Genomic DNA, 23,842 nt, shown 5'->3' with positions numbered 1-23,842 from the left:
CGGTGCTCTAACCAGTTGAACTACTCCCGCGCAATTCTGGACACGACAGGATTTGAACCTATGACCCCCTGTGTGTAAGACAGGTGCTCTAACCGCTGAGCTACGCATCCAAAAGACTAGGGGGAAAATTTATCAAAACAAACACTTTAAATACAACTTTTTTCTCTCTAATAACATTTTTTTCTTGCTCAACTTGCTTGTCCTGTATCTCATGACCATCCATAGCGGTCTAAGATTTTCAACTGACCTATACTGACAATTTTTCGTTTTCTTTTTTCAGAGTTTTTACTCAAACATTAATTGTTGTTTTCAGTTAGTAATCCCCCCCCCAAAAAAAATTTTTTCCAAATAAAAAAAATAAAACAAAAGACAGGAAGCCATCTACCTATCATTTACTAACAAAAATGACCTCCATTAAGCATAAGTGCCAAAGCTGATACTTTGCAGGACAGATTTCTGATTGCAACTCCTTCTAATTTTGAACTTGCAGGCTCTTCTACGGTACAAGCCCTTAATTACTGACTACAATCTTTCTTTTAACACAAAAAGCCTCTTCTTGTGAAAAGGCTTATATTATCGAACAAATCTAAACTAATCGCCCAAATGTATCACTATCATCGTCTTCTTCATCCTTATCAGCACTTTCCATAATTGTTGGAAGCCTTTCACCTAAGCAAAGTTTCTTATGTTCTATTAACGATCTTGCCAAATGATTAGCGTGACACAACAGTTCTTTATTAGCTTCTTTTAACTTCTCAATCCAGAGTCCGCGCTCATCGCATATTTTAGCATAATGCGCTATCATGACTTTAAGTTCTTTGATGATCTCATCTTTCTTAAGATTTTCCTTCTGACTGATTACGAGCTTTTGATGAATTCCCTGTAAATCAGCACAGTAAACTTTCAATTCCGAAAGTTCTAGATTTAGAGATTTTATCAAAATAAGACTGTCTTTGTATTTATTTTTCAAATGCTGTAATTTCTCGGCTAAATCTGTTTGAGAAGTCTTTGATGGCTTCTGCTGTTGCAAAAGCCTTTCCTGTCTCAGGATTTCTTCTTCCAATATTTGACAGCGCTCCTGCAATGAAAGCACTTGTTGCTCTAAAGCAGCTTGCAGAGAATGATTGTCTGATACAATAGCTTGATATCTACCAGTCAACTTATCGAAAGCTTCCAAAAGAGACTGGACTATTTCATTATTGGTCTGCTGCGCAGAAATGTTTTCTTCCACCAAATTCTTAATATCAACCCTAGTCTCTAGTAAACTTTCTTTCAGACTCGACATTTCCTTGCTTTCTTGGACAAGAAGACGCTCCATTCTAGACTGGAAACAACATTTACAGGCATAGGTAAGCCCCATTCCTAAAATAACCGCTCCTAAAGCAATTAATGCTATCCCTGCACAGGACAACGATAGTGGAGCGAGAGTGCACAATAAAGCTAGCACTACAGCTCCTCCTGCAGCAATTAAAACCCCCAAAATTAGGAGCGCAGTTGTGCTAATTTTATGTACAAAACGGTAACAACAACCCTCATTTTCTTTCATAGAAGATGATTGCAAGTTATTAGAAGCATTCCTCATCCCTTGTATTATAGTTCCCATTTTTCCTCCTTTCTTGTCAAAAAAGGGAAGGAGTTTTACAGAAACAATTTTTAAATTCAAAAAAACTTAACAAAAAAACAGGCTGAAATCCTGTTTTCAAACAAGAAAGTAGGGCAAAAAATCTCTCATTATCCCCTATTTTCTCACACACCTACCTTTAAAACATGAACTTGTCTGAAAATCGTAAATCTTCAAAAGACCTTCCTCGAAAGCAAAGAATCCAGACGACAGAAATACTCTACATCTGCCCCAAGAAGAGCTTATCTTTAAGTAATGATCAATTTCAATTTATTCCCCGAAAATCAAGAAAAATTTGAGCAAAAATTATTCAGCATATCCACATGTTCGTTGAGAATATTCACTTCCCGCATCTTCTTGTCTTCGAGAAGCATATAGTCTTCAGAAATTTTGCCTACGATCCCATTAACCTCTGATAGCAAAAGCGCCAATTTTCGCATAACCGACAGCAAATACGAAACCAAACTAATTACCTCATACAGGCACCTGCAATCAAACAAGTGATAGCAATAACTAAACACTGATATACCTTAGAATAAGAGACAAAAGATTTATGAAACTTCGAAATAGCCCCAGTTTTCAGCGGATTACACCTACAACAACTTAAAGACTTATTAGTTATCTCCATGATCACTTAACTCCAAAATTGCTAATATTCCCCTATCTTGTTGTTATAGACCATATTTCTTGGCAAAGCTTCTAATTGTTTTTGAATTTCCTCGAGTTTTTTTGATTTTACGGTTAGCTCTGCCTCTGCTTCTTTTAAATCCTTCTCAGCCTCTTCTAAAAGCTCTCGATAAGAACAAATCAAATTTTGATATTGAGTAACAGGGAGCAGGGAAGATTTTTTATAGCAACTAACCAAAACCCCACCTAAAATACCAGAGCCAAGAATCGTAGTCACAAATCCGATAACTAAAAAAAACATCGGTACTAACGCAAAACTACCTAGAAAAAGTGGCAAAGCTATTCCACCTAAAACTGCGAAAACCCCAAATACAACAGCTAGTATCTTAAAAATCTTCTTCCCATATTGAGTAGGAAGACAAGATTCTGGATTGGGGTGCTCAATACGAGGAATTGAACAAGAATTTCAACCAAGAGCTATATTAAGCATGGCTCCTCTAAACTGAAAAAGGCAGAAATACTACAAAAAAATAAGATTAAAATAAAAAACTTCGAAATGACTTCTATTTCCAAATAAGAAACACAGAAGACGCTTGAGAAGCTTAGAATCACTTTAAAGATAATCTAATAAAGATGCTTGGGGAATAAAAAGATAACAAAGGGAAGCTTCCTCATTAAGAAAAAATGATATAAAGCTTTTGTATTTGTAAAAAACAAAACTATTTTAAGCTTCAAAAATTTATATACAGGTCATTATTATAAAGTGATTAACTTTTATCTAAAACTGCTCGAAGAGCTAATTTTTCTTCTTCAATAGTCCGTAACCATCTCGTATAACTAGACAAAACTAATCGCATGTCGGATAGCAATGATTTTTCATTATTCATAGCCTCACTGGATGCTGCCTCCGCAACAGCAACTTTAGCTTCCAAAGTTTGCACATCATAAGCAAGCTTCCGTAAGAACTGCTGATTAATCATAAGCAATGAGACTAACGCCTCTTTGTCTTCTCTAAGATTACGTAAACGACGCTGGATTAGAAAATTTTGATTTTCTAAATTAGACCGAGCGAAATTATTCATAACACGAGCTATCCCAACACCAACGCAAAGAGACCCGAGAATTAATGCTACAACACTTAAAAGATTAGCAAGACTACCAGCACAAACTACAAAAGTTAGTACTCCAGTAACAATCATTACAGCACCAAGAATAGCAAGAGCTATATCTACAATTTTTAAGTAATTACAAGTTTTTATTTTCGACAGCAGAGACTTTCCCTCAATTAAAGGAGGCACAGCATCTAAAAAAGAATTTTTTTCTCCAACCGCACTCATTTTTTTCCTTTTTTTTATTTCAATCGAGACCACTTTATCAAAAAATTTGATTGCACACAAAAAACTTTCAATTAATAACTTGCATTCAAAATAATCAATAAATGGACACCCCTAGCCAAGGAAGTATTGAAGAAAATTTCGAATAAAAAAAACCTTCCCTTAAACATTAAGAGAAGGTCTTTCATCGAAGAACATTTTTATTTTTTTATTACTGCTTCTTAACTTTTTGGAGATGCCTGCTGCTGTTGAATCTGTTGCTTTAATTCACTGTTCTGCTGCTCTAATTTACAATACTTGTCCGCCATTCTGCAAAGTTCCTCAGCTAATAGATTACGTTCCTCAGTTAATCGACTACAAGTACTCTGACTCTGTTCTAAACTCTCTTTAAAAACCCTTAGACTTCTCTCTTTTTCTTGCTGAGCATCCTGTTCAAGAATCTTAATTGTTTCAGCATTCTTCCTACATAGGTCATCTATACTTTTCTCTAATTCCTGACAGTGTTTACCTGCTGTACGGCGAGCTTCACAATTTGCATTGTAAATTTCTTGAAGAGCCTCATATTCTCCTTTAAGAAATTCAATCCGATTTACAATATTAGCAAGCTGCCGCTCTAATTCTGTGCGACGACTACACAGCTGAGCAATCCCTAGTCCTGCAAGAGCAGCACCCACCATCGCCAGGATAAGTCCCGCAGATAAGCAATTTACTACGGCAGCAATTATAATTCCGGCAGTAGCAATCAGAACCCCTATGACTATTAAAGCTATTCCTGCAGTCTTTGCGCTTACTCTTGCAGAACAGGCATTTCGAATCCGTTCTGTACAGTTGGACAAATTATCTGCCATCTGCTGAAAGGTCGCACAAGCCTTTTCTCCACTGATAGAACAGCTCATTTGCTCCTCCTAAAACCTTGATTCTCAAATAAAAACCGTTCGACTATTTTATCATAATAGCTGTTTAATAACCAAGTATCTGAACTTAAATTAACAAAAAAAATATTTAATATTTTATACAAAGCCCCTTCTTGCAAAAAAAGCCCTCTCTTTCTTACATTTAACCCCCTAGGACGTTGTTCTCTTAGAAACCCGAGGTTTTATGCGCCAACCTTTGAAACTCTTATTTTCTCAAAAAAAGAGTAATATTCTACTTAGTTCCAGCATAGTGTTCGGACTTCTTCTCGGCTGGCCTGACCTCCCCTTTGTGTTTTCCGGTGCGGAAATCATCTCTGCTGTTTTTCTGAAGCTTTTAAAGCTTTTAAGCCTTCCTCTTGTATTTTTTGCCATAGGCTCAACGATTACTTCGATTAAAAACCTGCGCTCTATGGTTGCTGTTGTCAGATCCTCACTTTATTATACCTTTCTGACAACGGTCATCTCCGCTAGTATAGCACTAACCCTAGTTGTGATCGTTAAGCCCTCTATTCACCAGGATGGGCTCACCATGAATATAGAGACTAATTCGACAGGCTACTTTGCAGTTTTATCAAATACAATACCCGCGAACGTCTTAGAACCTTTTCTAGAAAGTAATGTAATTGCTGCTGCATTTTTGTCTGTTTTGCTAGCTTCATTTTCTTTGTCTCTTCCAGAAGATGAGCGGTTATTCGTCCGCAGTGCTTTTAACACCTTCTTCTCTCTGCTTCTTAGTATTTCTAAAGGCATTTTGAAAACACTACCTCTCGCCACCTTCTCTTTCTCTCTCCTTTTTATTAGAGAGATGCGTACGGGGGATTTAGAGTTTACCAAATTTGGGAGATATTTGTTTTGCGTAATTACAGCTAATTGCCTACAAGGACTAGTGGTCCTTCCTCTACTGCTGAAGTTAAAAAAAATTTCTCCAATCCGGACATTTCGACTTATGTCTCGTCCTTTAGCAACAGCTTTTTTTTCTAAATCTTCTGCAGCAACCTTGCCTTTGACCATGGAAGTTTCTGAGGAAAACCTACACATAAACCCGACTATTTCTCGCTTTGTCTTCCCTTTATGCTCCGTGATCAATATGAACGCTTGTGCCGCATTCATTCTAATAACAGTACTTTTTATTGGAGCATCTAACGGGATAATCTTTTCTCCTCTGTCCATGATCAGCTGGGTCTTCATAGCCACTCTAGCAGCGATAGGAAATGCAGGAGTTCCTATGGGATGTTACTTCTTAACATCGTCTTTGTTGTCCTCCATGAACATACCTCTAGGCCTTCTAGGCCTTATCCTTCCGGCCTATGCTTTGTTGGATATGCTGGAAACTTTTATCAACGTTTGGTCCGATTGTTGCGTTGTTTCCATAATAAATAAGAAATTCTTACAAAACAAAGAGCTCCCGTTTTGTCCTTTTCCAAAAAAATAAAGATCTTTGCAGATCAGAGGTTTTTCATCTAAAACTGAAAAGGAATGCCCTTATAGAGAATTTTCTCTTGATTTCAGGATCTTTTATTAAGACCAGAGTTATATTGTAATCTTTTAAATCTGAGGGTTGTTTGTGATTGTCTTAAAAAAGAGTTGTTTATGAGCAAAAAAAACACAATGTTCTCATCAAGACTAGGATTTATATTATCTATGATGGGAGTTGCTATCGGAGCCGGCAATATTTGGCGGTTCCCAAGAATGGTCGCTCAAAATGGAGGAGGCAGCTTCATTCTCCTGTGGTTGCTGTTTCTTTTCATCTGGTCTATTCCTTTAATCATTGTTGAACTCGCAATCGGTAAGCTTACAAGAAAAGCACCTGTCGGAGCCTTAATTCGTACTGCAGGCTCTAAATCTGCTTGGCTAGGAGGATTTGTCGTTCTTGTTGCAACATGTATACTTGGGTACTACTCCAATATTGTAGGATGGGGCTTCAGCTACTTCTTCTATGCTGTCACAGGAGAAATACTTTCTGGAAATAATTTTTCTCAACTTTGGATAAACCACTGTCATAGCTGGATGCCTCTAAGTTGCCATTGCCTAGCTCTATTTCTAGCTTATTCTGTAGTTCGAAAAGGAATTGTTAATGGTATCGAAACTTGTAATAAAATTCTGATCCCTCTCTTTTTTGTCTGTTCTCTTGTTTTACTTGGAAGAGCTATCTCGCTTCCCAATGCTTGGGAAGGGATTCGGTTGTTATTCATTTTTGATAAATCTTCTTTATCCGACTATAAAGTGTGGATAGAAGCTTTAACCCAAAATGCCTGGGATACCGGAGCTGGATGGGGACTCCTTCTTGTGTATGCAGGATTTGCTTCAAAACCAACAAGTTTAGTCACAAACGGAACTATCACTGCAATCACTAACAATCTTATCTCCTTCTTAATGGCTGTAATAATCTTTTCTGCTTGCGCATCATTGGATTCAACAGAGCTTTTAGGGTTGAGAGAAGGTACTGGAGCCTCCAATATAGGTATGGCTTTCATTTATCTGCCGGAGCTATTCACAAGACTTCCTCATGCCAACCTTTTTTCAACATTCTTTAGCGCCGTCTTCTTTCTTGCTTTTTCCATGGCTGCACTATCCTCGATGATTTCAATGTTATTCCTTCTTTCGCAAACATTAACAGAATTTGGAATCAAAAAACATATTGCAGAATCTGCTGCCACAATCGCTGCTTTTCTAATTGGAGTCCCATCAGCCTTGAGTTTACAATTCTTCGAAAATCAAGACACTGTATGGGGAATAGCCCTTATTCTCAATGGCATGATTTTTGTTTATGCAGCATTAACCTACGGAATCAAATTGTTGAGAGAAAATACTATCAATACTGTTCCTAGCGACTACAAATTAAAATCTTATTTCGACATTTTGATAAAAATTTTATTGCCTATAGAAGGAATTTTATTGCTGGCTTGGTATTTTTATGAAGGAGCTCTGCTACCTCAGGAATATTGGTGGAATCCTTTCGTTTCCTACAATATTCTCAGTTTATTAATGCAGTGGGGAATTGGTGGAGGGATTTTATTTCTTCTTAACCATAAGCTATATACAAGATTTTACTTACATAACTAATTTTTTTAACTAAGTTGATTGTAAGTCTTTTGCATGATACACTCCTTGGTCGATTAAGGTCTTCTAGATTTATTGAAGACCTTCTGTTGTGATTTTATAGAGGAAAATATGGTTTACTTGGTACAAAATTCAACGCCAGAAGACGTTAACCGAATCTCTATCCAACCTCATCACATTCCGGCAAGTAAGAAAGTTGCTATTGCGATGCTGACAGTTTTTGCTCTCGTGGCTATCGCAGCAATTGTTCTTTCCATCGTCACCGTTTGCGGAGGATTTCCTTTTCTTCTTGCAGCGCTTAATACAGTGACTATCGGAGCTAGCGTATCCTTACCAGTATTCACTTGCATAGCAACCACATTGTTGCTTCTTTGCCTACGCAATATCGAGCTCCTTACAAGACCTTCTGGATTTACTCTATCCACACATCTCAATCCTCACGAGTAAGCATCGGCTCTTACAAGACAAAATTAGAAGTTTAATTAGGGAGTAAGTATCTGTGATTAACGCTGTGACATGTTCTTTATCTAATACAGAAGAAAATTGTGATTCGTCTCGCTCTCTCTCTTCACCTTCTCCTACTTCGTCCAAAAAAAGAGGTTCCACCTCCTCCCCGACCCCCTCTAACTCGGGTATACATACTTTTTCTGCTTGGGGACCCCATGATCCATTCTTTACAGTCCCTATCTATCCTCAACAGCTTGCTTCGATGCAAAATAATCTTTTTGCGTTGCAAACAGAAGTTTCTTCCTTAAAGAGACGATTAATCCAATCTCATCAATCACGCGGACCCTTGGGATTAGGCCCTTTGTTTTTAGCAGCCTGCTTGGGTGCAGTATCGATCTTTGCTATAGCTATTATTGTTCTGGCTTCTTTAGGTCTTAGCGGGGTGCTGCCCTTTATTCTTATTTGCCTTTCCGGAGCAACTAATACAATCTGGGCTATTGTTAGCGCTTCTATTACACTGCTAATCTGTTGTATTTCCATTGCAAGTATCTTTTTGACAAAATGCGAAAAAATGATTCCTTGTGTAAACACACAAGTAAAATAATATTTATAATTAGAATTATTTTTAAAACAACCTTGAAAATTAATAATTAAATATACTAGCATAGTACTTTTTTTATAAAGGAAGCGGATTGTTGCAAGCCCTACGTTTTCTGCTCAGTTTGCGTCGTGGAGAAGAGAAAAGAGCTTTATTGTTTCTTTTGTTAGGGCTCGTTTGGAGTGTCGCTTGCTACGGCTCTCTTGCTCTAGGAGAGAGCTTATTTTTAGAAGAAATTGGAGCAAAAAAACTGCCCTTTGCCTATTTGGGGGCATCTTTCTTTCTCTGTTTTGTTTCGTGCTTGGTTCTTTATAGTCTTTCTCGGAAGAGAGTATCACCAAAAAATCTCTTTCTTTCGTTCATATCTTGCGTTTTAGTTTGCAACTTATACCTTTTTTGGCATCTTGCTATACATGGCCAAGTCTCTGGGACCCCTATTTTTATTTACAGGATCTTAATTTGGGGCCTAACAATTTTTTGCTATGCGAATTTTTGGGGATTTGTAGATCAATTCTTTGATATCCAAGACGCAAAACGTCATTTTTGTATTTTTAATGCGACCACTTTTTGTGGAGATTTTTTAGGTGCTCGTATCGTAAATCAGATCCAACATCTTGGAGCAGAACTGATTCTTCTCTCTTTCGTTATAGTAATTGTTTTTACGTTCCCTTTAATTCATTACATCTCATTATCCTTAAAGGAACTTTCTGAGGATCACGATCTTTTCCTAGATACTGGTTATTCTCCTTCAACGAAGCAAGCTTTAAAACTATGTATAAAAGATAAATATACCTTCTATCTAATTAGCTTCTATTTTCTCATGCAGCTGCTCGTCGTATTCACAGAATTTAATTATCTAAAAATTTTTGATAATTATTTTGGGAATACAAAAAACTTCGAACTGATAGAGAACTTTACTAAATATTCTTCGTGGATTTCCTTAGGAAATATGTTTTTTGCCTTGTTTGCTTATAGCCGAGTAATCACAAGGTTTGGAATCAATAATGTTATTCTCTTTGCTCCTATCTGCTTCTTCAGCTTATTCTGTTGCTGGTCAATCAAAACTTCTGTCTTCATAGCAACTATGGGCATGATTACCAGAGAAGGTTTTTCCTATGCTCTTGATGATAACAATCTTCAGTTATTAATTTACGGAATCCCCAATAAGATCCGAAACCAAGTCCGAATCGCTATAGAGTCTTTTGTTGAACCCGCAGGAATGTTCATCTGCGCCCTCCTCTGCTTATTCATCCCGCATCACTATATGCTTTGTATTATCATTGCTGCTGTATGTATTCTTTCAGCATTGTTACTACGAACTCATTATTCTAAAGCTATTCTTAGAAATCTTTCTTTAGAAGCAATCCACTTAAGACGTTCCATATCTGAATGGTTCGCAAAAATGAATGATGGCGAAAAACGCCAAGCAGAAATACTTTTGTTGACGCATTTGAAAAATTCCCAGGAACGCAATCAAATGTTTGCATTTCAGCATTTATTGAATCTGAAAAATCGGGCTGTTCTTCCGAATTTACTACTTCACATGAATAAGCTAGGCTTATCAGGTAAGCTTAAAACCTTAAACATGTTGAAGAATAGTGTATGGGCGAAAGATTTTCTTACTTTAGAACAATTAAAACGCTGGAGTAGCCTTCCTCAACATCCAGCTATTGCTACGGCTCTTCATCTCTACTTTGCAGAACATGATTTAATCAATGTTTCAGATGTTGCGGATGATCTTTACGATCAATCTGGAGATCGCTTATTTGCTGCCATACTTACCGTACGAAAACATAAACCTGAAGGAGAGTATCAGAACTTAGCTCAGAAACGCCTTTCAGAAATTTTCGAATCTGAAGATCCAGAATTGATCATCAAAGGGCTCTCCATATTAGTATTAGAACGAAAACACTCAAATTTCTTAACTGTTCTTCCTTTCTTAAATCATCCAAACGAAGAAGTCTTCTTACAAGCCTGCTTGGCTCTGGAAGCTAGCTCCCACAAACAATACAGTCAATATGGAGAAACTATCCTCAACACTTTGGGGAAAACTAAAGATATCCGAGCAGCTCAAGCCTTGCTTAAGGCCATAGCACCTCTTTTAGATTCTTCGTTGATTTATAAATTTGTCACCACTTCGGTTCAACTCAAAAATACTTTGCGTAAACTAGCCGAAACTATCTTATCTTCTCTTCCTAAAGAGTATGCTCCAAGCCTGGTAGATATTATTACTAACAGGTCCTTGCATAACAGCTGCCGCATCATGGCGGCAAAAGCCCTAAGTCGAGTGGACAATGGTCTATTGAAACGATTAGCTTTGAAAATTTTAAAATCAAAAGCTACAAAAGCCTTATTTTACGATTACCATAAAAATTTCATACAGAAGCGTTATCCTTGCTATAACCTACATCTTCTTATTGAAACTTTAGAAGCTAACTATCAAGCAGAAGTCAATTTTATATTAGCTTTCTTAGCAATTACCGGCTCTGCAGATTATGCTGATGTGTTGATTAGATCTTTAACAGGGAAAAATTTAAAAGCTAGAGCCCAGGCTTTAGAATCTTTGGAAAAAGATAGCGAAAATCATTTATTCGCTCTTGTCACACCTTTCGTGTATCGCGATACACATGTTTTTGAAGAGAAATATTATATGAAAAAAGGTGTTGAACTTTTAACTATTGAAGAGCTACTCAATTGGATCGAAAAAACCCCATTTTATTTCAGTAAGCTCATAGCTTCACAGCTAAAGGAAGAGCTCTCTCTATGCAATGCAGAATTCTCTTCCTCTCTACAAAATTTTGCTAAGAAACAAAAAGGTTCTGTTTTGTCTCAAGAATATATAACAAATTCATAACCTAATGGGAGGAACTTTCTTGAATCTCATAGATAAAGCCTTTCTTTTGAAAAAGACTTTCTTATTTGCTTCTTTAGACATGGACGTGCTGCTTTCCATAGCAGATAAGTCTGAAGTCATGCTTTTTAAAGCAAGCTCTGAGATTTTTTCAGAAGGGCAACGAAGCTTTAGCCTATATGTAATAGCTGAGGGTTGTGTAAAAATTTTTTCAAAAGAAGCTGCAATTGATGTTAGTCTCAAACCGTTTGATAGTTTTGGAGAAGAAAGTTTTTTTAATAATAGTATTCGGAAGTATTCTGCCGAAGCTATCACTCTTGTAAAAACTCTTATATTAAGCAAGGGACAGTTCTTAAGCATTATTGAAGAATGTCCCTCTGTTGCCCTGGCTCTCTTAGAACTGTATTCAAAACAAATAATCTTTCGCGACCAATAAAAAAACCCACAGCTCCTAATAGGAATAACTGTGGGCGCAAGACTCTTTTTTCAAAGAGTTTAGTTTTGACGCTCCTGAATGTATTTAATCACGTCACCAACTGTACGGAGCTGCTCAGCTTCATCTTCAGAAATTTCAAAAGCAAATTTCTCTTCCAAAGTCATAATCAACTCAGTTAAGTCCAAGCTATCAGCATTAAGATCCTCTATGAAAGAAGAGCTCTCCTTGACGTCCTCAGGGCTTACTCCGAGTTGATCAACTATAATCGCTTTTACATCATCTTCTAAACTCATCCTATGATCCTTACTTTCATTTCAAAATGAAGCGCCTCCCATCTTAATCAGACGGACGGCTCATGACTGTTCTAAACAGCTATTGGTTTTCTCGCAGAGCCTATAGCAAAAAAAATCTAATTTTATACAAAACTAGCGCAATCGATCCCCACAAGTCTACTCTTTCGCACATTCTATGCGTAAGGGTTCCTACTAAATAAATTGAGCATGCCCTGCAACAGCTACTATATTTTCGACTGTATCTACAGTCAAAGAAGTGCCTCCCAAATACAATTTTCAGAAAGGCCTGAAGCGAGAAGTATAAACTGCCCGCAGAGATAAAGAAGAAGTTACCATGAAAAAACTTAATTTTTCAAGATAACCTTTCTTAACTTCTTAAGCCATCCCTCCATCAACACTTAAAACCTGCCCCGTGATATAAGAAGAATGCTCAGAAACTAAAAATAAAGCTGCTTGAGCAACTTCTTCTGGAGATCCAGCCCGCCCTAAAGGAACACCTTTTAACCATTCGCTTTTCAAATTATCGCTTAAACTTTTAGTCATATCAGTATCAATAAAACCTGGAGCAATACAATTCACACGAATGTTTTTTCCTCCAACTTCTTTGGACAAAGCCTTACTAAATCCAATAATCCCGGCTTTAGCTGCAGCATAGTTGGTTTGACCCGGGCTTCCTTTTAGCCCCACAATAGAACTAATATTCACAATAGCACCAGACCTAGCTTTAATCATAGGTCTCACAACAGCTGAACAAACGTTATATACAGAGCTTAAATTCGTATTAATTACAGAAGACCACTCTTCCTCGGACATTCTCATTAAGAGAGCATCTTTAGTAATACCGGCGTTATTCACAACAACATCAATAGTCCCATATTCTGACAAAAAGTTTTGAACTTGGGACGAAACCATATGATTCTTACTGACATCAACCAAAGCAAAAGATACTTTCCTTTTCGTTTTTTCAGAAAGATTTTGGGCCGCAGCCTGTCCAGCCTCTTCATTGACTCCCCAAATCTGAACATTAGCTCCATGCTCAGCAAACAATTGTGCTATACTAAAACCAATTCCCCTAGAACCACCGGTCACAATCGCTGTCTTATTTACCAATAAGCCACTCATTCACAACTCCGACAAAAATTTTCTATATCTTCTACGGACCCTAAAGGCTTGCAAGGCGTCACAAGACCTATCGATCGGCAAAGCCCAGTTAGAACATTTCCTGGTCCAAGCTCAAGAAACACATCCACTTTCGGATCAATTTGAAAACATGTTTGATACCATAAAGTTGGAGAAGTCATTTGTTTAATCATTAAAGAACGGATGATCTCATTTTCATAAACAAGTTCTCCTATTACATTGGAAGCAAATGCAATAGCAGAGTCTTTAAAAGCTATCTGACATAAATAAGGGGCCAATTCATCTTGTGCCATCTGCATAAATGGTGTGTGAAAAGCTCCAGAAACCTTCAACATCACTACTTTTTTAGCCCCTAATTCTCGTAAAACTATAGCAGCCTCTTCTACTTTACTTCTAATACCTGCGATTACAGTCTGCTTGGGAGCATTGTAATTAGCCACCCAAATCCCATCCCCTATAGATTCTAAAGCTTGCGATACAACCTCCGATGGCAATCCTAAAACAGCCGCCATACCTCCCAAAGATTGCTCACAAGCAGCCTCCATAAGCTCTGCCCGTTTCTGAACCACCCGAAGCCCATCTTCCACACTAATACGCTTAGAAGCTGTCAATGCTGTATATTCTCCCAGACTTAACCCTGAAACTAAAACAAGCTCAAAAGGACATCGTGCTAGCAAAACCTCTAAAACGGCTAAACTATGAAGATAAATAGCCAGTTGACTATTTGCAGTTTTCAAAAGATTTTCTTCAGGACCTTCAAACATGATTGAAGAGAGCGAGAATCCGAGAAATTCATCGGCTTGTGCAAATAATCTTGAGACCTCTGAATACTGTTGACAAAGATCCTTACCCATGCCAACAAACTGACTCCCTTGCCCAGGAAACAATAATCCTATGCGCTTTATCACACAGCCTCCCTTTTATCTTTGCTGTAAAATTACAGCCCCCCAAGACAATCCTCCACCGAAAGCAACTAGTAATAGTCGTTCTTTTGAACGAATATCATGAATATGCAGTAACTCATGCAAAGCAATCCCTACAGAAGAAGCTGCGGTGTTTCCATATTTAGAGAGCGTCTTAAACACTCGAGAATCATCCACGGCAAAACGTTTTGCAATAGCATCAATGATACGCTCATTCGCCTGATGAGGAACCAACCAATCTATATCCCTTTCTTGCAACCCTGCTTCTGTAATACACGTTTTAGCAGCAAACTCCATCCGCCGTACTGCATGTTTAAATACTTCTTTACCTTCCATAGTAATGAAATGCTGCTGATTTTGTACGGTATCTTGAGAAGCAGGACAACGACTTCCTCCCGCTGGCAACCGTAATAAGTCCCCTTGCTTTCCATCAGCCCCTAAATTTACCTTAAGTATATCTAAAGCTCCTGGTCTGGAAGGGCCAACAACACAGGCCGATCCCCCATCCCCGAACAAGACGCAAGTATTACGGTCTTTATAATTAACAAAGGAAGACAACTTATCTGCTGCAATTACCAGAACACACCGATACATTTCAGATTCAACATACGCTTTAGCTATTGACAATCCATAAAGAAAGCCCGTACATGCCGCCAGACAATCAAAGGCCGGCACCTCCTTAATATCCAGATAGGCCTGAGCTAACGCGGCACTTGAAGGAAAAATGTAATCAGGAGCTGCAGTAGAAAATACAATGCAATCCACTTGGCTTTTTGAAATTTTCGCAGCCTCTATTGCTTTTTCTGCAGCTTTTGCTCCCATGAAAGACGAAAACTCTTCAGCAGAAGCTATTCTGCGCTCTTTTATCCCAGTCCTAGTCGAAATCCATTCATCTGAAGTTTCAACTATTTTTTCTAGATCAGCATTTGTTAAAATTTTTTTAGGCAAATACGATCCGGTCCCCCAGATCGACGCTCTTACATCTTTTTTCACATGCACCTGAAAACAAAAAGAAAAAATCGAGTATACTGCTAGAGGGGTTTATACCCTAACCCTTATTTTGCATCTATCCCCATAATCGATTATCTAGGCAATAGACCTCAATTACCTTAAAATTTATGTTAAAATATCCTGACTATATTTCTAGACTCATTTCACTTTTAAAGAAACTGCCTGGCATAGGGCTGAAATCTGCAGAAAAAATAACTTTCGAATTATTAGAGTGGGATCCCCAACAAGTTGAAGCCATTGGCCTTGCTTTACAAGAATTTTCTACGGCACATGCAGCTTGTTCGAACTGCTTTTGCTTAAAAGATAATCCAGATTCCGCCTGTAGTTTTTGTAGTAAAGACAGAGATTCTTCTCTTTTATGCATAGTCGCAACCCCTAAAGATGTTTTCTCTTTCGAAAAATCAAAAATTTTCAAAGGCCACTACTTTGTTCTTGGCAATCTTCTTTCTCCTATTACAGGGAAACGCTTATCTCCAGAAAAATTAAAAGCTCTCAAACAAAAAATAGAAGTTTTGTCTCCAAAAGAAATTATTGTTGCTCTCGATGCCACATTAGAGGGAGATGCAACGGCATTATTTTTAAAACAAGAATTCTCAAATCTTCCCATAAAAATTTCTAGGCTTGCTCTTGGAATGCCTGTTGGTTTATCGTTTGATTTCGTGGATGTCAGCACCTTATCTCGGGCTTTTTCTGGAAGAAATTGCTTTTAACAATTTTTACAAAAGCGAAACGTTTTTCAAAAAACAGCTTTTGAAGTATATTTGGGGCGGTTTAGTTGGTTTTTACTAACAACCAGCATCCTTTCTAAGTTCTCCCCCGAACCTGCTAGAAGGGGTGCTTTTTTTTTCTGATTCAAAATCTTCGGCGCTCTCTTTTTTTGAGAGTATTTGTAAGGCTAGTCAAATTATCCTCGATTCTCTATTGTAATTGGATAGGTCTTGGGTAGCCTTAATCTAATACGCGCAAAGACAACTGTGAGGCTGGGTTCCTATAGTGTAGTAGAAAGAGGGACGTCAATCTCTTCCTCAAAAGTATAAATGGTGCGCTTCCTAAGGGAACTGCGCCACAATTTTAGGAATAAAAACTTCATCCCTAGCGAACACTTTTCTAGATAAAGGAAGTAATAATGCTTGGAATACGAGAAAAAACAATTTTGCGATTTGCTGTTTTACTGTTGTTTCCTTTTTTACAACCAGCTTTTGGTGCAGTCGCTGAAAGCCGTGTGGTTGTCAAATCTGTTACAATAACAACTCAAGGAGAGAATGCTCAAAATAAACGCTCTATTCCCAAAATCAAAACAAGACAAGGAACGCTGTTTTCTCAAGCAGATTTTGATGAAGATTTAAGAACCCTTTCCAAAGGTTTTGATCGCGTAGAGCCTGTCATAGAATTTCACGGCGGACAGGCTGTTATTTCTCTCGTTCTGACGGCAAAGCCTGTCATTAGACAAGTTAACGTTTCTGGGAATGAGGCTATTCCTACTCATAAAATTTTAAAAACACTAGAGCTTTACAAAAACGATCTTTTTGATCGTGAGTTATTTTTTAAAAATTTTGATGCCCTACGAACCCTTTATCTAAAACGCGGATACTACGATTCTCAATTGTCCTATTCTCATAATCAGAATGAGCAAGAAGGTTTTATCGACATTTCTATTCAGATTAAAGAGGGTCCTCATGGACGTATAAAAAAACTAGTCATTTCAGGCATTACTCGGGCTGAAGCATCTGACCTAGGGGATGTTGTTTTAACCAAACAGTATTCTACAACGACAAGTTGGTTCACAGGAGCCGGTGTATATCACCCCGACATGGTAGAACAAGACTTGTTCGCTATAACTAATTATTTCCAAAATAAAGGGTATGCGGATGCAAGCGTAACTAAGGAGATATCTACAGATGCTAAAGGGAACATTACTCTTCTTATCAAAGTAGATAAAGGTCCTCTATATACCTTGGGACATGTACATATCGAGGGTTTTTGTGCTTTATCTAAACGATTACTGGATAAACAACTATTGGTCGGGCCAAATTCCCTGTATTGCCCAGAAAAAATTTGGACTGGAGCTCAAAAGATCCGCAGTGCATATGCTAGATATGGGTACGTAAATACCAATGTTGACGTAGCCTTTAGTGCACATCCGACTCTTCCTGTCTATGACATTACTTATAAAATTAGCGAAGGGTCCCCTTATAAAGTTGGATTAATCAAGATTAAAGGAAATACGCATACTAAACATGACGTAATTTTACACGAGACAAGCTTATTTCCTGGTGATACTTTCGATAGATTAAAGCTAGAAGACACAGAAACTCGTTTACGCAACACTGGATATTTTAAAAGTGTAAGCGTTTATACGGTACGCTCTCAACTAGATCCCTTAGATGCTAATGACCTTTATAGGGACGTTTTCATAGAAGTAAAAGAGACTGAAACAGGAAATTTAGGACTGTTCTTAGGGTTTAGCTCCTTAGATCACTTGTTCGGAGGGGCTGAAATCGCGGAAAGTAACTTTGATTTATTTGGTGCAAGACACTTGTTGAAAAAAGGATTTAAGTCTCTAAGAGGTGGCGGAGAATATCTATTCTTAAAAGCAAATTTAGGGGACAAAGTTACTGATTATACTGTTAAATGGACAAAACCCCATTTCTTGAATACTCCATGGATTTTAGGTGTAGAATTAGATAAATCTATTAATAAAGCTTTATCCAAAGACTATTTCGTAGACACCTACGGAGGGAATATTAGTACCACGTATATTTTAAACGATAAATTAAAATATGGAATGTACTATCGGGGTAGCCAAACAAGTCTAAGTTTACGAAAAAAAACACAAAATCCTAATAAACCTGGACCAGATCTAGATAGCAACAAAGGGTTTGTTTCTGCTGCGGGGCTTAATGTCCTTTACGACTCGATTGACAATCCTAGAAAACCTACGATGGGAATTCGCAGCTCTTTAAACTTTGAACTTTCAGGGTTAGGGGGAACCTATCAATTTACTAAATTAACTGCTAGTGGCTCTATTTACCGCCTATTAACCAAAAAAGGTGTTTTGAAAATTCGAGGAGAGGCTAAGTTCATTAAACCTTTTGGAACAACAACTTCAGAAGGAATTCCTATTAGCGAACGTTTCTTTTTGGGAGGAGAATCTACTGTTCGAGGTTACAAGCCTTTCATTATTGGGCCTAAGTTTTCTCCAACAGAACCACAGGGAGGACTGTCTTCCCTACTGTTAACGGAAGAATTCCAGTATCCAGTGATCTCTCAACCCTGTATCAATGCCTTTGTATTTCTGGATTCAGGTTTCATCGGTACCGAAGAATACACTATCCGTCTCAAGGATTTATGTAGTAGTGCTGGATTTGGATTACGTTTTGATATGATGAACAATGTACCAATCATGTTAGGTTGGGGCTGGCCATTCCGTCCAACAGAAATCCTCAATAAGGAAAAAATTGATGTATCTCAAAGATTCTTTTTCGCTTTGGGAGGAGTATTCTAGGATCTGAAAGGAGAAGAATTCCTTTTCTTCACCGATCTATCTGGTTATGTTTTTATATAGGAAAGAATTATGAAAAAGCTTTTGTTATTTGGTTTACTATCTTTTGCTTCTTCGTCCGCATTAGCAGCAACTTCTACACATGCGATAGGAATTGTTAATCTGCGTCGCTGTCTAGAAGAATCCGCTCTTGGTAAAAAAGAATCTGCTGAATTTGAAAAAATGAAAACCCAATTCTCCAACAGCATGGCAAAAATGGAAGAAGAACTCTCTTCTATCTATTCGAAGCTTCAAGACGATGATTACATGGAAGGTCTTTCCGAATCTGCTGCTACGGAATTAAGAAAAAAGTTTGAAGAGCTGTCTGCAGAATACAATACAGCCCAAGGGCAATATTATCAAATATTGAATCAAAGCAATCTCAAACGTATGCAGAAGATTATGGACGAAGTAAAAAAGGCGTCTGAAATTGTTAGAGTTCAAGAAAAGCTTGTAGCTCTTTTCAATGAAGACATTATCTTATCTATCGATGCTTCGGCAGATAAAACAGATGCTGTTATTAAAATTCTTGATGATTCTTTTCAAAATAATTAACATGCGAAGCTAGTCTAGGAGTGCCGTATGTCTCAACCCGTTTATTCTCTTGAGCAAGTAGCTGATTTTTTAAAAGTTGAGTTTCAAGGAAATGGAGCCACTCTTCTTTCCGGAGTTGAAGAGATTGGGGAAGCAAAGTCGGCACATATTACTTTTTTGGATAATGAACGATATGCTAAACATTTAAAAACATCAGAAGCTGGGGCTATTATTCTTTCTCGAACACAGTTTCAAAAACATCGAGAATTGAACAAGAATTTCATTGTAGTTTCAGAATCTCCTTCTCTAGTTTTTCAAAAATGTTTAGAGCTGTTCATGTCTCCTGTAGAGACTGGTTTCTCAGGCATTCATCCTACAGCAATTATTCATCCTACAGCAATTATTGAAGAGCATGTGTGTATCGAGCCTTATGCTGTTATTTGTCAGCATGCTCATATTGGAGCATCTTGTCATATAGGATCTGGAAGCTTTATTGGAGCTTATTCAACAATCAAAGAGCATTCCCATATTTACCCTCGGGTTGTTATTAGAGAACGAGTTTCTATAGGGAAACGAGTAATTATCCAACCAGGAGCTGTCATAGGCTCCTGTGGTTTTGGTTATGTCACGAGTGCTTTTGGACAACATAAACACTTAAAACACTTAGGGCAAGTAATTATTGAAGATGATGTTGAGATTGGCGCTAACACAACCATTGATCGAGGGAGATTTAGACACAGTATCATACGTGAAGGTTCAAAAATTGACAATCTTGTACAAATTGCGCATCAGGTTGAAATCGGTCAACATAGTATGGTCGTAGCTCAAGCAGGAATTGCTGGTTCGACTAAAATTGGAAACCATGTGATTATTGGCGGACAAGCAGGTATCACAGGACATATTTGCATTACAGATCATGTCATTATGATGGCACAAACTGGTGTTACTAAATCTATCACCTCTCCTGGAATCTATGGAGGAGCTCCTGCTCGCCCATACCAAGAAATTCATCGTCAAGTAGCTAAGATTCGAAATCTTCCTCGCCTTGAAGAACGTGTTGCATCGTTGGAAAAGCTTGTTCAAAAACTAGAGGCTCTCTCAGAGCAACACTAATCTAGTAAATACAAAGAAACTGTTAAAGACAAAGTGAATTGCGTAACGGGTTATAAGCAGTTTCTCTTTTTTAATAATAAAACTTTGATCAGTTTTTTACGGATAATTTCCGGGCATACCCTTCCCGTAGAAACTAAATGCAATAACTGTTTCTCACCGAATTGAAACTCCGCCAATGAGGAGAACGTAAAAACGTCTCCTCCTTTATGTAAAGTTTTAATGGCCATTTCACAATTATTAAAAATATGGCTCCCGCAAAAACATAAGCATGATTGGTCTATGTTTGCTGATAACGCAGCAATAGTCCCCATAAGATCATAATTGACAGATATAGGATTAAACTTATCCTTCCCTTGAGCAAAAGAATGAAAAACTTTTCCTTGAACGATCCTAGAGTGTCGAAGACCTTGACACATTTCAGCATATTCTTTGGCATCTAAATCTAAAATTTCTTTATACATGAGAGTTATAGAAACTTTCCTTTCTTGAAGAAAAGCTCCTACTTCTTCTCCTAACCGGAAAAAATCTTCTTTCTCTTGAAAAGGAGTTCTATTGGTGTACGAATAATAGGCTTGTAAGGCATAAGGAACCGTTGTAGCCATTAACACGGGAACTGTGCGCGCTTTATTCACTTGGTATAAATATTTATCAAAGGCCTCAAAAGGCCCAGCAGAAACTAGAATACCCCCTAATTCTCTTTTTTCAAAAAAAAAGAAAACTTTTAAGAAATCTTCCCATTCCTGATTTAAAGGAGGAGTATAAAAGAATAACTGAGCCAATTGTTGCCTAAAAGATTCTAAAGAAGAAAACAGCTCGTAAATATCCTTCAATTCTTCTTCAGAACAAGGAAAGATCCCAGTATGCTTCAAAAGTTGTGCGTGTGCAAAATTTTCTATCTGTTTTTGACAAAAACAACCGGTCCTTCTACAAATTGCTGACAATTTTTTTTCCAATCTTGCTTCTGTATCCTGATCTCTGTCCTCTAATGAAGATTGTCCATTTTCTCCAGCTATCCAAGATGAGGCCCCCACGCTAGGAATCCTCTGAGAGAGAAGACCAAAGAAGGAATTAAAAGAACGCACACTAAACTCCACGCAAACAAAATTTTTGAACAGGCATTGTATTTTTTTACCTGTTAAAACACAACAGCCGAAAATCTTAAAAAAGACTTAACAATTCGATCTGAAGTAAAAAATGAATTTTTAAAATCAAAAATAATATTGGTGTTCTTTGATTTTTCTAGGTAGTGCCGAAAAATTGTTTTGTGTAGCATAAGTTGCGTGAAGACCAAAACCTCGCATATAGAGTATTTCAAGAACGATTTACTTAAGAACACTGTAAATATAATTAAGATATTCTGAAAATTTTTAGGAATCACCTTATCTAAGAGAATCTATGAGTCCCCTGACCTACAACATAGCTTCTGAGGAAATTACAGAAGCCCAGGTTTCCCAGGTTATTGAAGACTTCGGCACCGATTTCTGTATTAATCTTTTAGAAAAAATGCTTCTTATTCGTGAATTTGAAATTCGCGGAGAAGAAGCCTATTTAGAAGGTCTTGTTGGAGGATTTTACCACTCCTATATTGGCCAAGAAGCAGTTGCTACAGCGGCAATTGCTTGCACAGGAAAAAATCACTGGTTCTTTTCTTCTTATCGCTGTCATGGAGTCGCTCTTCTACTAGATATTCCTTTGCATCAACTGGCTGCAGAATTATTGGGAAAAGAAACTGGATGTGCTTTGGGAAGAGGCGGATCTATGCATATGTGCGGTGAACGTTTCCCTGGAGGATTTGGCATAGTGGGGGGCCAAATCCCCTTGGCTGCAGGTGCCGCTTTTTCTATGAAATACCAGAACATTCCGTCGCTTTCATTGTGTTTTATTGGCGATGGGGCTGTTGCTCAAGGCGTTTTTCACGAAACGTTAAATTTTGCAGCTCTCCACTCTCTACCTTTAATGCTAATCATTGAAAACAATGGTTGGGGAATGGGAACTGCTTTGCATAGAGCAATTGCTAAACAGCCTATAGCAGAGTCACAAGCTATTTCATACGGATTATCTTCCGTTACCTTGAATGGGTTTGATCTGTTTAATTCGCTTATAGGCTTCAGAGAAGCCTATAAGCATATACAACAAACAGGCTCTCCTCTCATTGTGGAAGCTTTGTGTTCTCGTTTTAGAGGGCATTCTATTTCTGATCCAAATCTATATCGCTCTAAAGAAGAAATGCGCTGTTTATTAAAGCGAGACCCTATCCTTTTTGCTAAAGAGTGGCTGGTCCGTGCCAACGTTTTATCCGAAGATGATTTTAAAAACTTACGACAAGTAAGTAAAACAGCAGTCCTAGAAGCATTTTCACAGGCTCGTCTTGATCCTGAACCTGCTGTTGCTACTTTAGAAGAGGGGGTCTATGCCTAAATTCGTTACACTCGAAATTCGAGAAGCTATCAGACAAGCTATTGATGAAGAAATGACTCGAGATTCTAATGTTTGTATCTTGGGAGAGGAAGTTGCTGAATACAATGGTGCTTATAAAGTCACAAAAAATCTTTTAGATAAGTGGGGACCAACTCGAGTTATTGACACTCCTATTAGTGAAGCTGCATTCTCGGGTATTGGCATCGGCGCAGCATTAACAGGGCTACGCCCTATTATTGAGTTTATGAGTTGGAACTTTTCTTTGGTCGCTGCGGATCAAATCATCTCTCATGCAGCAAAGATGCATTATATGACTGGCGGAAAATTTTCTGTCCCTATTGTTTTCAGGGGAGCTAATGGAGCTGCTGCTCAGGTCTCTTGTCAGCATTCTCATTGTGTTGAAGCTCTTTACGCCAATATTCCAGGCTTGATTGTCATAGCTCCAGCGACCCCTGCAGATGCAAAAGGCCTTCTTAAATCTGCAATTCGAAATAACAATCCAGTCCTGTTTTTAGAAAATGAGTTAGATTATAATCTTAAAGGAGAGCTTCCTGCAGAAGAATATCTTACTCCTATCGGGAAAGCTCGTATTGTACAGGAAGGAAACGACTTAACTATTATTGCATATAGCCGTATGGTTGCTATCGTTGAGCAAGCAGCTAAAATAGCAAAACAACGATGGGGACTTTCCATAGAAATCTTGGATTTGCGAACAATTAAGCCCCTAGACACTGCGGCTGTACTACATTCAGTCAAAAAAACAGGGAAATGTCTTGTTGTAGAAGAGGGTCATTACTTTTGCGGAGTATCTGCAGAAATCATTGCAACCATTACAGAACATATTTTTGATTATCTAGACACTCCCCCTCTACGAATCTGTCAAAAAGAAACACCTATGCCATACAATAAAACTTTAGAGATGGCAACTCTTCCAAATATTAACCGCATCCTGGATGCCATTGAAAAAATTATGAGGTAATG

At 37.9% G+C, this 23,842-nt stretch carries 22 protein-coding genes and 1 tRNA gene; 12 read left to right on the top strand and 11 right to left on the bottom strand.

Annotated features, from left to right (window positions below; all coding sequences use genetic code 11):
* Nucleotides 1-37 precede the first annotated feature (37 nt).
* The 6 genes from IJ490_RS04585 to IJ490_RS04560 form a co-directional block, all read right to left on the bottom strand.
* Nucleotides 38-110, bottom strand: a tRNA-Val gene (locus tag IJ490_RS04585).
* A 476-nt stretch (nucleotides 111-586) separates the two neighbouring features.
* Entirely contained in the window at nucleotides 587-1,603 is a 1,017-nt protein-coding gene (locus IJ490_RS04580; RefSeq protein ID WP_291894839.1) for a hypothetical protein, read from the bottom strand.
* A 302-nt stretch (nucleotides 1,604-1,905) separates the two neighbouring features.
* The gene (locus tag IJ490_RS04575; RefSeq protein WP_291894836.1) at nucleotides 1,906-2,085 is read right to left on the bottom strand and encodes a hypothetical protein; all 180 of its coding nucleotides are present in this window, start codon (nucleotides 2,083-2,085) and stop codon (nucleotides 1,906-1,908) included.
* A 185-nt stretch (nucleotides 2,086-2,270) separates the two neighbouring features.
* Nucleotides 2,271-2,585 carry a hypothetical protein gene (locus IJ490_RS04570; protein ID WP_291894833.1) on the bottom strand — a complete coding sequence of 105 codons (315 nt, stop codon included), beginning with the start codon at nucleotides 2,583-2,585 and terminating at the stop codon, nucleotides 2,271-2,273.
* Nucleotides 2,586-3,015: 430 nt separating this feature from the next.
* The gene (locus IJ490_RS04565; RefSeq protein ID WP_291894830.1) at nucleotides 3,016-3,585 is read right to left on the bottom strand and encodes an IncA protein; all 570 of its coding nucleotides are present in this window, start codon (nucleotides 3,583-3,585) and stop codon (nucleotides 3,016-3,018) included.
* A 218-nt stretch (nucleotides 3,586-3,803) separates the two neighbouring features.
* Nucleotides 3,804-4,478: a hypothetical protein gene (locus IJ490_RS04560; protein ID WP_291894827.1), complete on the bottom strand. Its 675-nt coding sequence runs from the start codon at nucleotides 4,476-4,478 to the stop codon at nucleotides 3,804-3,806.
* Between the two features lie 202 nt (nucleotides 4,479-4,680).
* On the opposite strand from IJ490_RS04560, the gene IJ490_RS04555 reads away from it, so the two are divergent.
* From IJ490_RS04555 to IJ490_RS04530, 6 genes are all read left to right on the top strand, one after another.
* Nucleotides 4,681-5,928 carry a dicarboxylate/amino acid:cation symporter gene (locus tag IJ490_RS04555; RefSeq protein ID WP_291894824.1) on the top strand — a complete coding sequence of 416 codons (1,248 nt, stop codon included), beginning with the start codon at nucleotides 4,681-4,683 and terminating at the stop codon, nucleotides 5,926-5,928.
* Nucleotides 5,929-6,086: 158 nt separating this feature from the next.
* Nucleotides 6,087-7,559, top strand: coding sequence for a sodium-dependent transporter (locus IJ490_RS04550; RefSeq protein ID WP_291894820.1), 1,473 nt, complete (start codon nucleotides 6,087-6,089; stop codon nucleotides 7,557-7,559).
* A 108-nt stretch (nucleotides 7,560-7,667) separates the two neighbouring features.
* Nucleotides 7,668-8,003 (top strand): inclusion membrane protein IncB, encoded by a 336-nt coding sequence (gene incB / locus IJ490_RS04545; RefSeq protein ID WP_291894817.1) that lies wholly within the window; start codon nucleotides 7,668-7,670, stop codon nucleotides 8,001-8,003.
* A 55-nt stretch (nucleotides 8,004-8,058) separates the two neighbouring features.
* Nucleotides 8,059-8,607, top strand: a complete 549-nt coding sequence (locus IJ490_RS04540) for a hypothetical protein (protein WP_291894857.1) — start codon at nucleotides 8,059-8,061, stop codon at nucleotides 8,605-8,607.
* A 91-nt stretch (nucleotides 8,608-8,698) separates the two neighbouring features.
* On the top strand, nucleotides 8,699-11,455 hold the full coding sequence (locus tag IJ490_RS04535; protein WP_291894854.1) for a hypothetical protein: 2,757 nt from the start codon (nucleotides 8,699-8,701) through the stop codon (nucleotides 11,453-11,455).
* 19 nt (nucleotides 11,456-11,474) lie between these two features.
* Nucleotides 11,475-11,888, top strand: a complete 414-nt coding sequence (locus tag IJ490_RS04530; protein ID WP_291894815.1) for a cyclic nucleotide-binding domain-containing protein — start codon at nucleotides 11,475-11,477, stop codon at nucleotides 11,886-11,888.
* Between the two features lie 59 nt (nucleotides 11,889-11,947).
* Here the strand turns inward: IJ490_RS04530 and acpP are convergent, their stop codons facing one another.
* The 4 genes from acpP to IJ490_RS04510 all read right to left on the bottom strand — a co-directional run bounded on the left by acpP (nucleotide 11,948) and on the right by IJ490_RS04510 (nucleotide 15,237).
* The gene (gene acpP / locus IJ490_RS04525; RefSeq protein WP_291894813.1) at nucleotides 11,948-12,181 is read right to left on the bottom strand and encodes an acyl carrier protein; all 234 of its coding nucleotides are present in this window, start codon (nucleotides 12,179-12,181) and stop codon (nucleotides 11,948-11,950) included.
* Nucleotides 12,182-12,556: 375 nt separating this feature from the next.
* On the bottom strand, nucleotides 12,557-13,303 hold the full coding sequence (gene fabG, locus IJ490_RS04520; RefSeq protein WP_291894811.1) for a 3-oxoacyl-ACP reductase FabG: 747 nt from the start codon (nucleotides 13,301-13,303) through the stop codon (nucleotides 12,557-12,559).
* Entirely contained in the window at nucleotides 13,300-14,226 is a 927-nt protein-coding gene (gene fabD, locus IJ490_RS04515) for an ACP S-malonyltransferase (protein ID WP_291894852.1), read from the bottom strand. The genes fabG and fabD overlap by 4 nt, the downstream gene beginning before the upstream one ends.
* A gap of 15 nt (nucleotides 14,227-14,241) precedes the next feature.
* Entirely contained in the window at nucleotides 14,242-15,237 is a 996-nt protein-coding gene (locus tag IJ490_RS04510; RefSeq protein ID WP_291894809.1) for a ketoacyl-ACP synthase III, read from the bottom strand.
* A gap of 125 nt (nucleotides 15,238-15,362) precedes the next feature.
* Here IJ490_RS04510 and recR point away from each other — a divergent pair, with 125 nt between their 5' ends.
* The 4 genes from recR (at nucleotide 15,363) to lpxD (ending at nucleotide 20,443) form a co-directional block, all read left to right on the top strand.
* Entirely contained in the window at nucleotides 15,363-15,965 is a 603-nt protein-coding gene (gene recR, locus IJ490_RS04505) for a recombination mediator RecR (RefSeq protein WP_291894805.1), read from the top strand.
* A gap of 416 nt (nucleotides 15,966-16,381) precedes the next feature.
* Nucleotides 16,382-18,760 (top strand): outer membrane protein assembly factor BamA, encoded by a 2,379-nt coding sequence (gene bamA / locus IJ490_RS04500; RefSeq protein WP_291894802.1) that lies wholly within the window; start codon nucleotides 16,382-16,384, stop codon nucleotides 18,758-18,760.
* Nucleotides 18,761-18,829: 69 nt separating this feature from the next.
* Complete coding sequence (locus tag IJ490_RS04495) at nucleotides 18,830-19,351, top strand: OmpH family outer membrane protein (protein ID WP_291894799.1); 522 nt, start codon at nucleotides 18,830-18,832, stop codon at nucleotides 19,349-19,351.
* Between the two features lie 27 nt (nucleotides 19,352-19,378).
* Nucleotides 19,379-20,443, top strand: coding sequence for a UDP-3-O-(3-hydroxymyristoyl)glucosamine N-acyltransferase (gene lpxD / locus IJ490_RS04490; protein ID WP_291894796.1), 1,065 nt, complete (start codon nucleotides 19,379-19,381; stop codon nucleotides 20,441-20,443).
* A 50-nt stretch (nucleotides 20,444-20,493) separates the two neighbouring features.
* Here lpxD and IJ490_RS04485 read toward each other — a convergent pair whose 3' ends face one another.
* The gene (locus tag IJ490_RS04485) at nucleotides 20,494-21,567 is read right to left on the bottom strand and encodes a hypothetical protein (RefSeq protein WP_291894849.1); all 1,074 of its coding nucleotides are present in this window, start codon (nucleotides 21,565-21,567) and stop codon (nucleotides 20,494-20,496) included.
* 271 nt (nucleotides 21,568-21,838) lie between these two features.
* Here IJ490_RS04485 and pdhA point away from each other — a divergent pair, with 271 nt between their 5' ends.
* Nucleotides 21,839-22,861 carry a pyruvate dehydrogenase (acetyl-transferring) E1 component subunit alpha gene (pdhA, locus tag IJ490_RS04480; RefSeq protein ID WP_291894794.1) on the top strand — a complete coding sequence of 341 codons (1,023 nt, stop codon included), beginning with the start codon at nucleotides 21,839-21,841 and terminating at the stop codon, nucleotides 22,859-22,861.
* Nucleotides 22,854-23,840 carry an alpha-ketoacid dehydrogenase subunit beta gene (locus IJ490_RS04475; protein WP_291894791.1) on the top strand — a complete coding sequence of 329 codons (987 nt, stop codon included), beginning with the start codon at nucleotides 22,854-22,856 and terminating at the stop codon, nucleotides 23,838-23,840. The genes pdhA and IJ490_RS04475 overlap by 8 nt, the downstream gene beginning before the upstream one ends.
* The last annotated feature ends 2 nt before the right edge of the window (nucleotides 23,841-23,842 follow it).

The sequence above is a fragment of the Chlamydia sp. genome (assembly GCF_017472245.1).
Classification (GTDB): Bacteria; Chlamydiota; Chlamydiia; order Chlamydiales; family Chlamydiaceae; genus Chlamydia.
The sequence above is the reverse complement of the archived record's forward strand: the minus strand, read 5'-3'. Positions and strand labels throughout refer to the sequence as shown.

Coding starts and splice junctions, on each gene's coding strand:
- recR (WP_291894805.1), top strand. CDS start 15,363: ATGTTAAAATATCCTGACTATATTTCTAGACTCATTTCACTTTTAAAG.
- IJ490_RS04565 (WP_291894830.1), bottom strand. CDS start 3,585: ATGAGTGCGGTTGGAGAAAAAAATTCTTTTTTAGATGCTGTGCCTCCT.
- IJ490_RS04555 (WP_291894824.1), top strand. CDS start 4,681: ATGCGCCAACCTTTGAAACTCTTATTTTCTCAAAAAAAGAGTAATATT.
- acpP (WP_291894813.1), bottom strand. CDS start 12,181: ATGAGTTTAGAAGATGATGTAAAAGCGATTATAGTTGATCAACTCGGA.
- IJ490_RS04580 (WP_291894839.1), bottom strand. CDS start 1,603: ATGGGAACTATAATACAAGGGATGAGGAATGCTTCTAATAACTTGCAA.
- IJ490_RS04560 (WP_291894827.1), bottom strand. CDS start 4,478: ATGAGCTGTTCTATCAGTGGAGAAAAGGCTTGTGCGACCTTTCAGCAG.
- incB (WP_291894817.1), top strand. CDS start 7,668: ATGGTTTACTTGGTACAAAATTCAACGCCAGAAGACGTTAACCGAATC.
- fabG (WP_291894811.1), bottom strand. CDS start 13,303: ATGAGTGGCTTATTGGTAAATAAGACAGCGATTGTGACCGGTGGTTCT.
- IJ490_RS04495 (WP_291894799.1), top strand. CDS start 18,830: ATGAAAAAGCTTTTGTTATTTGGTTTACTATCTTTTGCTTCTTCGTCC.
- pdhA (WP_291894794.1), top strand. CDS start 21,839: ATGAGTCCCCTGACCTACAACATAGCTTCTGAGGAAATTACAGAAGCC.
- IJ490_RS04475 (WP_291894791.1), top strand. CDS start 22,854: ATGCCTAAATTCGTTACACTCGAAATTCGAGAAGCTATCAGACAAGCT.
- IJ490_RS04550 (WP_291894820.1), top strand. CDS start 6,087: ATGAGCAAAAAAAACACAATGTTCTCATCAAGACTAGGATTTATATTA.
- lpxD (WP_291894796.1), top strand. CDS start 19,379: ATGTCTCAACCCGTTTATTCTCTTGAGCAAGTAGCTGATTTTTTAAAA.
- bamA (WP_291894802.1), top strand. CDS start 16,382: ATGCTTGGAATACGAGAAAAAACAATTTTGCGATTTGCTGTTTTACTG.